The organism is Pectobacterium quasiaquaticum, assembly GCF_014946775.2.
GTDB lineage: Bacteria > Pseudomonadota > Gammaproteobacteria > Enterobacterales > Enterobacteriaceae > Pectobacterium > Pectobacterium aquaticum.
Genome location: NZ_CP065177.1, coordinates 1824300 through 1838694, shown reverse-complemented (window position 1 = coordinate 1838694; position 14395 = coordinate 1824300). Strand labels below are relative to the sequence as shown.

The 14395-nt window shown below is 52.3% G+C and carries 12 protein-coding genes; 1 reads left to right on the top strand and 11 read right to left on the bottom strand.

Annotation, left to right across the window (positions count from 1 at the left end):
• Positions 1 to 29 precede the first annotated feature (29 nt).
• From lpxK to IG609_RS08440, 8 genes are all read right to left on the bottom strand, one after another.
• Positions 30 to 1031: a tetraacyldisaccharide 4'-kinase gene (lpxK, locus tag IG609_RS08475; protein WP_193400462.1), complete on the bottom strand. Its 1002-nt coding sequence runs from the start codon at positions 1029 to 1031 to the stop codon at positions 30 to 32.
• A complete protein-coding gene (msbA, locus tag IG609_RS08470) occupies positions 1028 to 2776 on the bottom strand; it encodes a lipid A ABC transporter ATP-binding protein/permease MsbA (protein WP_193399382.1) in 1749 nt (582 codons plus the stop codon). The genes lpxK and msbA overlap by 4 nt, the downstream gene beginning before the upstream one ends.
• Before the next feature lie 37 nt (positions 2777 to 2813).
• On the bottom strand, positions 2814 to 5087 hold the full coding sequence (locus IG609_RS08465) for a ComEC family protein (protein ID WP_193400556.1): 2274 nt from the start codon (positions 5085 to 5087) through the stop codon (positions 2814 to 2816).
• A 357-nt stretch (positions 5088 to 5444) separates the two neighbouring features.
• Positions 5445 to 5762, bottom strand: coding sequence for a PTS system regulator TmaR (gene tmaR / locus IG609_RS08460; RefSeq protein ID WP_005967626.1), 318 nt, complete (start codon positions 5760 to 5762; stop codon positions 5445 to 5447).
• A gap of 122 nt (positions 5763 to 5884) precedes the next feature.
• Positions 5885 to 6643: an iron ABC transporter ATP-binding protein gene (locus IG609_RS08455; protein WP_102116292.1), complete on the bottom strand. Its 759-nt coding sequence runs from the start codon at positions 6641 to 6643 to the stop codon at positions 5885 to 5887.
• A complete protein-coding gene (locus IG609_RS08450; RefSeq protein WP_193400460.1) occupies positions 6640 to 7647 on the bottom strand; it encodes an iron chelate uptake ABC transporter family permease subunit in 1008 nt (335 codons plus the stop codon). The genes IG609_RS08455 and IG609_RS08450 overlap by 4 nt, the downstream gene beginning before the upstream one ends.
• A complete protein-coding gene (locus IG609_RS08445) occupies positions 7634 to 8596 on the bottom strand; it encodes an ABC transporter permease (RefSeq protein ID WP_193400458.1) in 963 nt (320 codons plus the stop codon). The genes IG609_RS08450 and IG609_RS08445 overlap by 14 nt, the downstream gene beginning before the upstream one ends.
• Positions 8597 to 8617: 21 nt before the next feature.
• On the bottom strand, positions 8618 to 9562 hold the full coding sequence (locus IG609_RS08440) for a siderophore ABC transporter substrate-binding protein (protein WP_404825789.1): 945 nt from the start codon (positions 9560 to 9562) through the stop codon (positions 8618 to 8620).
• 303 nt (positions 9563 to 9865) lie between these two features.
• Here IG609_RS08440 and sbcB point away from each other — a divergent pair, with 303 nt between their 5' ends.
• Positions 9866 to 11293 (top strand): exodeoxyribonuclease I, encoded by a 1428-nt coding sequence (gene sbcB, locus IG609_RS08435; RefSeq protein ID WP_193400456.1) that lies wholly within the window; start codon positions 9866 to 9868, stop codon positions 11291 to 11293.
• Between the two features lie 76 nt (positions 11294 to 11369).
• Here the strand turns inward: sbcB and IG609_RS08430 are convergent, their stop codons facing one another.
• The 3 genes from IG609_RS08430 to IG609_RS08425 form a co-directional block, all read right to left on the bottom strand.
• Positions 11370 to 12740: an APC family permease gene (locus IG609_RS08430; RefSeq protein ID WP_193399378.1), complete on the bottom strand. Its 1371-nt coding sequence runs from the start codon at positions 12738 to 12740 to the stop codon at positions 11370 to 11372.
• Positions 12730 to 12936 carry a hypothetical protein gene (locus tag IG609_RS20510; protein WP_095994372.1) on the bottom strand — a complete coding sequence of 69 codons (207 nt, stop codon included), beginning with the start codon at positions 12934 to 12936 and terminating at the stop codon, positions 12730 to 12732. The genes IG609_RS08430 and IG609_RS20510 overlap by 11 nt, the downstream gene beginning before the upstream one ends.
• Positions 12937 to 13346: 410 nt before the next feature.
• Positions 13347 to 14102: a flagellar brake protein gene (locus IG609_RS08425; protein ID WP_180786581.1), complete on the bottom strand. Its 756-nt coding sequence runs from the start codon at positions 14100 to 14102 to the stop codon at positions 13347 to 13349.
• Positions 14103 to 14395 lie beyond the last annotated feature (293 nt).

Sequence of the window (14395 nt, the reverse complement as noted above, 5' to 3'; positions counted from 1 at the left end):
GATATCTGAAACCGTGGTAGCAAACCAATTTATGATCTGCTGACCGCATTCCGATTAAGCACATGTTCCAGTTTGTCGAGCAATTGCGTGCCGTACGGCTCAGCTAACACGGCATCGACGGGCAGATACCACCAGTTACCCTGAGCAAACGCCTTACATTTTACGGCGTCTTTTTCCGTCATCAGCAGTGGCTGCATCGCATCCTGAGTCAGCGAGTCAAGCTGTTCTGGCTGGTACGATTGATGGTCAGCAAAGGCGACTTCACGTGCAATGCTAACGCCAGCCTCGCGCAGCGTCGCAAAAAAACGCGGCGGATGTCCGATGCCTGCCATCGCAACGACATCATGCAACTGGTTCAGCGGACGGGATTCACCAGAAAGCAAATTAACCGCCATACCCGCCGTGAGTGTCATGCCTATCTCGTTTGCGCGCGGCGTGCCGCCGTTAACAATAACGGCATCCACCGACGCCAGACGGCTTTCTCTTTCCCGCATTGGACCCGCAGGCAGCCACCATCCGTTGCCAAAACGCCGCATCCCGTCAATCACAACCAGTTCGATATCTCTTTCTAACGCATAGTGCTGTAATCCATCGTCGGTGATCACCACATCTAGCGTGTGCTGTGCCAATAATGCGCTCACCGCATCCCGCCGACGCGGGGCAACCGCCACGGGCGCACCAGTGCGCTGGAAAATCAGCACCGGCTCATCGCCAGCCTGCGCCGTCGTGACCGACTCATCCAGTAGCAGCGGATAACGTTCAGCGTTCCCACCGTAACCACGTGATACCACGCCGACACGATAGCCTCTGCGTTGCAGTTGTTCGACGAGCCAAATGACGACCGGTGTTTTCCCATTGCCACCTGCCGTCAAATTCCCCACAACCACGACGCGCACGGGAGATCGCCAGCTTTTCCGCCACCCGAGCCGATAGCTCTGGCGAATCAGAAACGTAATGAGTCCGTATAGCCACGAAAACGGCAGCAGCAGCCAATAGAGCCGTGATTGCCCAGACCAGATACGTTCAATCATTCGCCAAACTGCATTCTATGCAACTGAGCGTAGGCACCGTTCTCCGCCAGTAGCGCAGCATGGTTACCACGCTCAATGATTCTGCCGTCTTCAACCACCAGAATCTCATCCGCCTTTTCAATCGTGGAAAGGCGGTGTGCAATCACCAGTGCGGTACGATCTTTTTGCAGCTCGTCTAGTGCAGACTGAATGGCACGTTCAGATTCCGTGTCCAGCGCCGACGTCGCCTCATCCAATATCAGTATCGGGCTATTACGTAATAGCGCACGGGCAATCGCGATACGCTGCCGCTGTCCGCCAGAAAGCATCACGCCATTTTCACCAATGATCGTATCCAGACCGTGTTCCATCTTATTGATGAAATCCATCGCATACGCCATTGTCGCCGCGCGCTCAATTTCCTCACGGCTATAGTGCTCATTGCGGGCATAGGCGATGTTGTTCGCTATCGTATCGTTGAACAGATGGACGTTTTGAGAAACCAGCGCCACCTGATTACGCAAGGAAGACAGGCGATACTCACGTAAATCGTGACCATCGAGCAGGATTTCGCCTGATTGAATATCGTAAAAACGCGTGATCAAACTGGCAATCGTTGATTTACCTGACCCAGAGCGTCCAACCAACGCTACCGTTTTACCCACGGGGATATGCAGATTGATATTTCTCAGCGCCAGATTTTCTCTTCCTGGGTAAGCGAAATTTACCTGACGGAATTCAAGTTCACCTTTCGCACGTTCGATGTCGAGTTTGCCCGTGTCACGTTCCTGCTCCATATCCAGAATCGCAAACAGCGTCTGACACGCGGCCATACCGCGCTGGAACTGCGCGTTAACGTTGGTCAGTGATTTTAACGGACGCATCAGTGCAATCATGGAAGAGAACACCACCGTAATTGTCCCCGCAGTTAGCGTTTCCATCACGCTGGGGAAACTGGCGGCATACAGTACAAAGGCCAACGCCAGCGAAGCAATCAACTGAATAATAGGATCGGAAATCGACGAGGCGGACACCATTTTCATGCCCTGCTGACGCATCCGGTTGCTGACCTGATCAAAACGTTTGGTTTCAACTTCCTGCCCGCCAAACATCAGCACTTCTTTGTGGCCTTTAAGCATTTGCTCCGTGCTGGTAGTGACATGCCCCATCGTATCCTGCATATTTTTACTGATATTGCGGAAGCGTTTGGACACCATGCGCATGGCAATCGATACGATCGGCGCAATCACAATCAGAATGATGGACAGTTGCCAACTGTAGTAGAACATCAGAATAAACAGGCCGATAATTGAGGCCCCTTCTCTGACAACCGTAATCAACGCACCTGACGACGATGCCGCGACCTGCTCCGAATCGTAGGTGATGCGAGAAAGCAGCGTACCTGTTGACTGCTGATCGAAGAACGACACCGGCATACCCATAATATGGGAGAACAAGCGGCGACGCATATTCATCACCACTTTGCCGGAAACCCAGGCAACACAGTAGCTGGACACGAAGCCTGACGCCCCTCTTACTAGCATCAACCCAATGACGACCAGCGGCATCCAGAGCAATACGGAACGTTCCGCTTTGCCAAACCCTTCATCCAACAAAGGTTTAAGCAGGGAGAGCATCAAGGTATCGCCGGCTGCATTAATAATGAGTGCAATTGCAGCAGCAGCAAGCCCTGCCTTAAAAGGAGAGATCATCGGCCAGAGGCGACGAAAGGTCTGCCAGGTGGAGAGATCTTTATCATTCAGCATGTAGTAAACCTGAATCGGGAAGAAATAGCCGACCATTTTACTCATTATACCGCCCTACGCCAAACCACTGATGATACCAACGAGGCGATATGTGATCCCTGAACCGCAGAATGTGCCATGAATCGCTGAAAAAACGAGCACTTAACTGCCCGGATGACGCAGTATCCAGCCATGAGTAGCCATAGTGCCGATATCGCTCAACAACCTTTACTGAAGGCAACCGCCACGGGTTATAACGCGCCGCAGAAGCCATAGCAAACTCGGCATTAACCGCACGAATAAAGGCAGGCGATGATGATGTCTTACTGCCATGGTGAGGGATTTGTAACAAATTCACACGCAGGGCATGGCGATCTAACCTGATCAATGCTTTTTCCGCATCTGACTCCAGATCGCCTGTCAGTAAGATGCTGTATTTTCCATCATCAACGCGAATAACGCAGGAGTCGTTATTTTCCGCGCGTTCTACGAGCGCTAACGGCCACAGCACGGTAAACGTGAGATCCTGCCAACGCCAACGTTCGCCGCGTAGACAAGGACGATGATGCATCGCGTTGGTCGCGCTATATATCGTTGCTCTAGGGTAAGCCACCTGTAGCGTTTTCAGCCCCCCAATGTGATCCATATGGCTATGGCTCAGGATAATGTTTTCCACGTCAACGCCCCGCCACCGTAGGTAGGGTAGAATTTCTCGCGTCGCCATATCGCCTCCTTCCCAACGGTTTCCCGTGTCGTATAGCACCGCTTTCCCACGCTGCTCGATCACAATCGCCAGACCATGCCCGACATCCAACATGTCCACGCGCCAGTCCGGCTCATCAGTCTTTATGCGAAAAACCAGTAAAACCACAATCAGAGCACTGACACTCATCGGATAGACGAGCCACCAGCTAAAGCGCCATATCACCACCGCGCCCCAGCCCGCGACGCTCACGAGCAGCAGCGATGCATCAAGATATACCCACCCCGTCTGTAGATACGTCAGCGGAGCGAATACCACACGCAGCGAAATATCCGCCAGCCACCAGAGCATTTCACTCAGCGGCGCGAATGCCAGCGTGCTCAATGCCAGCAAAATGAGCGGCGTGGTAACGAAGGACACCAAAGGCACAGCCCAAAGGTTTGCGGGCAGCGAAGTGATACTGAAACCGTGGAAAATATGAAGCTGCAAGGGCATCAATAGCAGCGTGATTCCCGTTTGCAGGTGGACCCAGCGCAGCCAGAACCAGCGCCGTCGGGTCTGTAGCCGATGAGGAAGCGGTGCCCACTGAAACCAGAAAATGAGCGATGCGACGGCAAGGCAAGATAGCCAAAAACTGTCTGACAGTACGCTCAATGGATCGCTGACCAGAATCAACGCGACACACCATAGCCAGACCTGCCAGGCTGAACCGTTGACGCTCCACACTTTTAGGCAAATCCATACGCTAAGCGCCAGAGCAGATCGCACCGCAGGCGGATTTCCTCCTGCCAGCCAGACATATCCCCAGGCAACCACGGCGCTCGTCAGTAATGGGAAACGATAGCCCATCCACTGCACGGGAAAGCCATACTGTAACGCCCGCGCCATTCCCCAACCAACCAGACCTGCAAGCACGATATGGAGGCCAGAGATCGCCATCAGGTGCATCGTCCCGGTATTCTGAAGTAGCGCCTTGAGCTCTGGGCTAACCGTTTTCATCTCACCAAACGTCAGCGCCAGTAAAATAGAACGCCACGCTAATCCCTGCACCTGCTGCTCCGCCTGTACAATCGTGCGCTGGCGCAAGTCACAATGGCTATCAACCGCCTTTGCCGTTATCACACGGCCTGACAACGGTTGCCGTTTGGCTATCGCCCAGCGTTGGCTATCAAAACCGCCTTCATTTAGTCGGCTGTGAATAGGCCGTAGACTGGCGGTGATTGCCCAACGTTGACCACCACACCAGTTTTCCATAGCCGGTGATAAGGTCAGTTGGGCATATAACGGTGGGAAGATCCGGCGTTGATTGATCTCTTCCAGCAGCACCGTGATCCCATCCTCATCCTGCTCATTGAACCGTATGCTACTGATCGTCACGACAGCATTAACCTGCCCCTGCGTAACGCGCTCAATTTGTAGCAGTAAGGTTTGAGCATTCAACGATGCCCAGCAAAAACTCATGGCAACAATCGCCACACAGCGTATCTCCGCGTGACGATGTCCGACTAGCATCACGCAGGTGGATAGCCCAATCCCCCACCACAGCAGCATTTGTGCTGGAATCTGCGGTAAAAAAAGCAACGGCAGAATACCCAGCACACTCGCCCAAGCCAGGCTATTGACTGACATCGTCCCTTTTACGAACATAGTCCCTTGCCATGACACATATTTCTCTCTTTCCCTGTGGTTCGCGCTGAAATGTTGCAGTAATCCAAGCGGATGCAACAGGACAAAAAATTCAGGTGGGGAAACGCCTCGCAAAAAAGCGATAGTCTTGCGAACAATGGCATCCAGCGTGCGAGCTGGATTCCAATTCTCTGAGCGTTAGATACGATCATCAGCGCCAGACTCATCGGCGCCAAAAACAGGTAACGTGTAGAAAGGAAAAGTGATGGAACAGGACTAAAAGAAAAAGGACCGCAGAAGCGATCCTTTTACAGGTGCTATTTACTGTAACGTTGTTTACAGTAAAAGCGGTGCGTCAGGTTACTTAACTTCACCCATCGCTTTCAGCTTTTTAGACAGCTCACGGCGTTCTTTCGACAGATCGGCGTTTTTGATGATGTAGTCATCGACGCGGTCTTCATAATCACCGCGCATGTTAGCGATGATGTTCTGTACGTCCTCAATGGACATGCCAGGTTTAAGATATTCACTCAGGTTGTCCAGCAGCAGAACGCGCTTCTGGTTATCACGAATTTTCTTCTCGTTGTCGACGATTTCACGCTGAAGTTTGTTTTTACGACGAAACATACGCACGAATTCCAGCACATCCTGGAAACACGGCTTAGTGTCCTTATCCATCTTTTACCCTTACCTTAAGTCATACATAAATTCTTTATGCATTCACCATACAGGTTATACCCAGCGTCTTTCAAGCAGTGCTTACGCCCTTTGCGTTAACACATCACTGAGCGGATACTCTGTCATCGATAATATACCGCGATACGCTGATTATGAACCTGCTCGATGGCCACTTCCGTATCGAAAATATCTTCCAACACCTCGGATACCATGATGTCTTCCGGTTTTCCCGTGTAGATGATCTGCCCTTTGCGCATCGCAATAATGTAATCCGAATAGGCGGAAGCAAAGTTGATATCGTGGATAACTAGCACGATGGTTTTGCCTAGCTCGTCGGCCGCACGGCGAATCTGCTTCATCATCGCTACGGCGTGTTTCATATCCAGATTATTCAGCGGTTCATCCAGCAGCACGTATTCCGTGTCCTGACATAGCACCATCGCGACATAGGCCCGCTGGCGCTGGCCACCGGAAAGCTCATCTAAAAAGCGATCTTTCAATTCGGTCAGGTTGAGGAACGCTAGCGCGGCGCTGATGCGTTCACGATCGTCAGCATTCAGTCGCCCTTTGGTATATGGATAGCGACCAAACCCCACCAGCTCCGCTACCGTTAAGCGGCTGGTAAACTGGTTTTCCTGCCGCAACACAGATAAACACGTCGCCAGCTTATCGCTTGGCGTGGTCATCACGTCCATGCCGTTGACCTTTACCTGTCCGCGATCCGCGTCCAGCAGGCGACTGATGATGGACAACAATGTCGACTTCCCTGCCCCATTCGGGCCGATAATCGACGTGACGCCACCACGAGGCACCGTCGCCGTGACATTGTTTAATACCTTAACGTTATTATACGTTTTAGTTACATTGCCGATCTCAATCACACGGAAACCTTTTTCAGTAGCAACACAATAAACAGCGACCCACCCACAAATTCGATCACGACCGACAGCGCACCGGACATATCCAGCAGATGCTCAAGCACCAACTGTCCGCCAACCAATGAAATCACGCCCAGCAGGAAAGCCGCAGGCAGCAACAGGCGATGCTGGCTGGAGCCAATCACTAAATAGGCAAGGTTTGCGACCATAAAACCTAAGAAGGTAAGCGGACCGACCAGCGCCGTTGAAATGGCGACCAACACGGAAACCAACAACAGAATGAGCGTGACGCTGCGCTTGTAGTCGATACCCAGATTAATCGCGTTATTACGTCCCAGCGCCAGCACATCAAAGCGAAAGCGCATACGCCAGATCACCACGGCAACCACCAGCGTAATGCCAACCGACAGCGCCACCAGTTCAGGCACGGTACGGGTAAAGGTGGCAAACATCCGCCCCTGTAGAATAGCGAACTCACCGGGCGTCAGCAGACGCTGCATTAAGCCCGCCATGCTGCGAAACAGCGTGCCGCAGATAATCCCGACCAGTAAAACCAGATGCAGGTTATTGCGACTGCCGGTAAACAGCCAGCGGTACAGCAGCGCGGAGAAGAGAATGAGCAGCAGCGTCTCAAGAACGAATTTGCCTTCAATGCCCAGCCCCGGAATACCGCTAATGCCGAAAACAAACACCAGCGAGGTCTGAATCAGGATAAACAGGGCTTCAAACCCCATAATTGATGGCGTCAGCACCCGGTTATTCGTCACCGTTTGGAACAGCACCGTCGACGCACTGGCAGCAAACGCCACCAGCAGCATCGTCGTCAGCATCAGCCCGCGGTGCGTCAAAATGTAGCGCAGGTTGCTGCCTAGATTGATGGTCATAAACAGCACGATCACCACGACAGCCGTAACAGCCAGCCACATCAACCGCTGCGTCGGCGATAACCCCGCACGTTTTTCGCTGACGGTTCCGGTCAGCACCGTATTATGTTCATTGACTGACATGGCGTTTCTGGCTTAGCAATAAGAGAAGGAAAACGGCAGCGCCAATGACGCCAAGAATCACGCTCACCGGAATCTCGAAAGGATAGCGAATCACGCGGCTGATAATATCGCAGCACAGCACCAGACCGCCGCCGAGCAGGCACACCCACGGGATCGTTTTGCGCACATTGTCGCCCATCATCATGCTGATCAGATTCGGCACGATCAGCCCGATAAACGGTAAGCTACCGACTACCACGACCACTACGCCGCTGACGATGGCGATAATGCTCAGCCCCATCATCATCACCTGCCGATAGTTAAGGCCGACATTGACGGAAAACTCGCGCCCCATGCCTGCGACCGTGAAGCGGTCAGCGATCCAGCAGGCTACCAGCGTTAACGCACCAACCAGCCAGAGCAGCTCGTAACGCCCCTGCAAGACACCGGAGAAATCGCCCGATTCCCAACTGCCAAGCGCCTGTAGTAGATCAAAATACATCGCGCCAAACGTGGTGATTGAACTGATAACCGCACCCAGCATAATGCCAACCAGCGGCACCACCAGCGCGGATTTCAGCACAATTCGCTGTAGCAGCATCATGAACAGGAAGGTACCGGCTAAAGCGAACAGGCTCGCTACCACCATCTTGGTGAAAATCGTCGCACCGGGCACGGCGATCATTACCACCAGCAAACCTAAGCTAGCCGACTGTGTTGTCCCCGCCAGAGACGGTTCAACAAAACGGTTTTGCGTCAGCAACTGCATGATGAGGCCAGCCACACTCATGGCGCTGCCTGCCAGCAGCAAAGCTAGCGTGCGGGGAACGCGGCTGATAAAGAAAATATCGCGCATTTCTGGGTCGTTCCACACAGCCTGCATATTCAGTTGCCCTGCCCCAACAAACAGGCTGACAACGATCATGCAGGCCAGAAAAACAAGACCCAGCGAAGAGTAAAAAGACTTCATTGATTCTGCCGTAACCTGCCGTTATTGCTTATCTAACGCGTCACTGACGGTACTCACGAGGTTTTTATAGCTTTGCAGCCCCCCAGCGATATACAGCGATGCAGAATCCAGGTAGATCACGCGATTATTTTTCCAGGCGTTGGTTTTGTGAATCAGCGGATTATCCAGCACCTGCTGGGCTGATTCTCCACCCGGGCGACCAATCGCACTGTCACGATCGAGAATGAACAGCCATTCTGGGTTCACGCTCAGTAAGAATTCTGAGGTCACCACGTTGCCATGACGCCCAGACTCAGGGAACTCAGTCGCGGGTTTAAAACCCAGCTCATCAAACACGAAGCCGAAACGCGATTTAGGGCCGTAGGCAGACATTTTGCCGCCGCTGACCATCAGAACCAGCGCATTACCTGCATTTTCTGTTTTAGCGCGCGTTTGGGCGATCTGATGTTTGAAATTATCAATCTGTTTCTTCGCGTCATCTTCTTTACCGAAGATGGTGCCCAGTTGCTCGATGCGCTGGATAAAGCTCGTCATAAACTGGTGCTCATCCACATCCATCGAGATCGTCGGTGCAATACCGCTCAGCTTCTCGTAGGCGTCGCGCGTACGTCCACCGGCAATAATCAGATCGGGCTTCGCGCTGCTGAGCGCTTCATAGGCAGGTTCAAACAGCGTCCCGGCGTTCAGGTAAGTATCGCTGTTGTATTTTGATAAAAACGCGGGCAGTGGCGTGCTGCTTTTCGGTACACCAGCAATTCCTTCGACCTTCAGCGCGTCCAGCGTATCCAATGAGGCAGGATCAAACACCATCACTTTCTTCGGCGGCTGTGGAACCTGAGTGGTGCCCTGCGCATGCTCAATGCTGACCGTGTGGCTTCCTTCTGAAGACGATGCGTGCTGATCGCAGCCGGTTAGAACAAACATAGATGCCAATAACGTCGCCTTCACTGCAAACGCTGCATTCAATCGCACCGCATTTAACCGCATAAGTGTGTTCTCCATTTCGCTGTTTGTCGCCGAATGCTACCCCGCAGCGGACGCTACGCGGCAATAAAGAATTTAATTATCATTCGCATTAAAACGAAAATTGTAACCGAATGGACACAGTCATGCCTAGCGATTCTGTCTACCCTCCTATTGATGTAAGTCAGGGAAGTGGTGCAAATCAGGAAAGCGCCACAGAAAAGTCGATTCAATGGTATCCTTGCGGTTTTCCAGATTGTTTTGCCTGATTTCGGGCTCAGCGCGCACACGTAGCTAACTGCATATATGGCCGAGAAAACACAACCCACTTTTTTCATTCATGACTACGAGACGTTCGGTAAGCATCCGGCGCGCGATCGCCCCGCGCAGTTTGCGGGTGTCCGTACCGATATGGACTTCAATATTATCGGTGAGCCACTCGTCATTTATTGCCGTCCGACGGATGATTACCTGCCGGAGCCGGAAGCGGTGATGATCACCGGAATTACGCCACAGGTCGCGCTGGCAAAAGGCGTTAATGAGGCGGAGTTCGCCCGTCAGATCCACGAGGCATTCAGCGTACCCGGCACCTGCATCATGGGCTACAACAACATTCGCTTTGATGATGAAGTCAGCCGCAATATTTTCTATCGCAACTTCTACGATCCTTACGCCTACAGCTGGCAAAACGGCAATTCCCGCTGGGATTTGCTGGATGCGTTACGTGCCTGCTATGCCCTGCGACCGGAAGGTATCGTGTGGCCGGAAAACGATGACGGACTGCCCAGTTTCCGCCTTGAGCATCTGACGAAAGCCAACGGTATTCCGCACGAGCAGGCGCATGATGCGATGTCCGACGTTTATGCCACCATCGCTATGGCGAAGCTGTTCAAGCAGGCGCAGCCTAAACTGTTTGAATATCTGTTCCTGCTACGTAACAAAAACAAAATTTCCGCGCTGATTGATATCCCGCAAATGAAGCCGCTCGTTCACGTGTCTGGCATGTTTGGCGCGGCGAGGAGCAATACCAGTTGGGTTGTTCCACTCGCCTGGCATCCGGACAACCGTAATGCGGTCATCATGTGCGATTTGGCGGGTGATATGACGCCGCTGCTGGAGCTGGACAGCGCAGCCTTGCGCGAACGGCTATACACCCGCCGGGACGCGCTGGAGGCGGATCAGAGTGCCGTTCCACTCAAGCTGGTGCACATCAATAAATGTCCGGTCTTAGCACCAGCCAATACCTTACGGCCGGAAGATGCGGAAAGGCTGGGTATCGATCGTCAACGCTGTCTGGATAATTTGGCGCTGCTGCGCAACAACGCGAGCGTCAGGGAAAAAGTGGTGGAACTGTTTGCCGACGCTCCTGCTTTCGCCGCCTCTGATGATGTCGATTTACGGCTCTATGATGGCTTCTTTGGCGATGCTGACCGCATGGCGATGAAGATTATTCAGGAGACCGCTCCGCAGAACCTGCCCGCGCTGGATCTCACGTTTGCCGATAATCGTCTGGAAACGCTGCTCTTCCGCTATCGCGCTCGCAATTTCCCCGGCACGCTGGACGACAGCGAACAGCAGCGTTGGCTGCAGCATCGGCGTGCGGTCTTTACGCCGGAGCGCTTGCAGTCCTATCTGTCAGAACTCAGTAATCTGTATCAACTGCACGAAGACGATAAAGAGAAGATGGCACAGCTAAAAGCGCTGTACGCCTATGCGCAGGAGCTAGTGGGCTAAGATAGCCACCTAAAGCCATAAAAAAAGCGGAGCACAGTGGCTCCGCTTTTCTCTTTTAGGCGTGTCGTCAGTTTATTTAAACCGGCTCTTCACTACATTGCGGTACTGGCTGACGGAAGCTGCGTGTCACAAATGCCAGATAGAGCAATCCAATCGTTGCCCACACCAGACCCAGCGTCATCGAGCTAGCTTCCAGGTTCACCCACAGCGCCCCCACCGTCAACGCGCCCAGCACGGGCAGTACGAGGAAGTTAATGGTGTCTTTCACGGTACGGTTACGGCGCTCACGAATATAGAACTGTGAAATGACCGACAGGTTCACGAACGTAAACGCCACCAGCGCACCAAAGTTGATCAGCGCAGTGGCCGTTACCAGATCGAACGACACCGCAGACAGTGCAATGGCGCCAACCAGCAAGACGTTCAAAGACGGCGTACGCCATTTCGGGTGGATATAGCCGAAGAAGCGCTCTGGGAATACGCCATCACGCCCCATAACATACATCAGGCGAGACACGCCTGCATGTGCCGCCATACCGGATGCCAGTACGGTGACGCAGGAGAACACCAGAATAACGGACTGGAAGAATTTACCCGCAACATACAACATGATTTCCGGCTGAGACGCATCCGGCTCTTTAAAGCGCGAGATATCCGGGAAATACAGTTGCAGGAAGTACGCCACGGCAACAAAGATCACGCCGCCGATCAGCGCCGTCAGGAAGATGGCTTTTGGAATCACCCGACCTGCATCCTGCGTTTCTTCTGACAGCGAGCTGATGCCGTCAAAACCGAGGAACGAGAAGCAGAGAATGGTTGCTCCAGTGATCATCGGCACCACGTGGGCGTTCTCAGACCAGAACGGACGCGTACTGGTCAGCGTACCGGCACCTTCGCCCAGATAAACACCGTGAATCACCAGACCGAGGAATACCGCCATGATCGCAACCTGCACCACCACGATAATGGAGTTCAGGTTAGCAACCAGACTGATACCACGCAGGTTAAACAGCGTCATCAAGCCGACCAGCGCCGCCACAAAAATCCATGACGGTACACCGGGGAAGATCGCTTCCAGATAGATTTTCGCCAGCAGGATGTTGATCATCGGCATGAACAGATAGTCCAGCAGTGACGACCAGCCGACCATAAACCCGACGTGCGGGCTGATCGCTTTTTGCGCGTAGGTATAAGCAGAACCCGCAGACGGGAAACGTTTTACCAGTTTGCCATAGCTCAGCGCCGTGAACAGAATGGCGACCAGCGCAAACGCATAGGCAGTTGCCACATGGCCGTCGGTCAGGCCAGACACGATACCGAAGGTATCAAAAATGGTCATCGGCTGCATGTACGCCAGCCCCATCATAACGACAGGCCACAGCGTGAGCGTTCTTTTTAACTGAGCACGTTTTGCGCCAGCATTAGGCAGCTGAGAATCAAGCGACATGACGCACACCTCCGTTCATCACGGCAGGAGCATACGCACCGAAAACAAATGAATGGATACAGGACTCGCCTGAATCACGATGAGAAGAGGTGGCTGTAACAGCACCAGAGATAACTTGCGACTGCGTCGCGCCATAACCAATACCTTTGCAGCACAAACCGGCGGGCACCGGTGCGAAACGTGTTAATTGCCCCATTTTTCCTTTCCTCACTGTGCTCACAGGCACACACAAAATTATCTATCCGGATCGTTGTCCGGCCTCTTTGGTTGAAGACCCTATACCCAGCAAACCTGAGCCACAGAGAAAGGTAAGAAACCACACCAATCCCCCTGTAACCTGAAGGTTGACGAGCATAAATGTAAAAAAATAACCGACGCTATTAGACGTCGGTTATTTGCAAGGCGCGTATTCTGCACCACTCGATCTCATCTGACAAGGCTCTGAGAACGTTGGAAACCATTTATTTATCCCCACCCTTCTTCGAGAAGCCTGTACGTCGGCTTTTCGCATGACTTATGGGTAATAAGTAGGATAAATAAGCGAATACTCGTTATAAAAACGTTGCTGTTATGTGTGAAGCCCACATAAAAAGTGGTGCTTAAAAATTACCACTCCTGGAATCGCTTTTTCTTTTCATTTTGTAATCTTTCCAACTCAAAAATCACCTGCTGAAGATCCCGTTCCTGCGATGCGTTCAGTGAAGGAAACTTGAAGCTCAAACGCTGCGTCAACTTCACTTCACCTTTGTTATCGACGATCTTCACCATTGCCTGACCGACGAACTGCAAATCAACACAGAAAAAACCGTGGTCAGCCAGATCCATCTCCACGCTCTTAATGATATCGCCTTCGGTCAACAGCCCCGTGGTATCACGGTCGGTATACAGGCTCAATCCTCCCAGAGAAAGATCTTTGATGGTGAACAGGAAAATGCTCTCATCCGGTAGTTCGCCACGGCACGTCAATGGCGGCCACAGCGGCGTATTGATGCGGAAATAGGTTCTACGCTGGATGAGATAAAGCAGTTCAGGAATCTGCGCGCTAAAGGCTGGCAGCCCGTCGTAGTCCACCGTTTTTGCAATTTCGGCATTAAATTCGACTTTTGCCCCTGCGGGTTCAGCGACAAAAGACAGTGCACCTGCATACAGCGCGCGGTTATTCTCACGCTCAATGCCGCCTAAATCGAAGACAAACAGGTTGTTGTCGGGTACAACGTCAAGAATTTTACTGATAAACTGTCCATGAGGATGGTGAACCATCAGAGACGTAGCATTCTTCTTTAATTCGCGCAGCGTTGCACAGATGGCCAGTTTGTTGCGCTTAACAAACTGCTCTTTCAAATTTTCATCCACCGCTTTCATCCCCACCATTATTTACATGGACTATGTGTCAATGGTTTATATTGATGCACGCCTCTTCGTTATCTTTCAAGTCCCATGTGTGCCAACACGATGCCACCGCACTGGCTGCATATTGAAAACGATTACTCGGAGTCCCTGAAATAGCACGATACATACCCTAAATAATTCGAGTTACAGGAGGGTGGCAAGCAAAGAACACATTCGTCGAGAATGAATTTAACCAGCCAGCACAGAGGCAACTCGAAGTATGAGGGGTATAGTTAGTGAAAACTATATCGGCAATTTTCTCAATA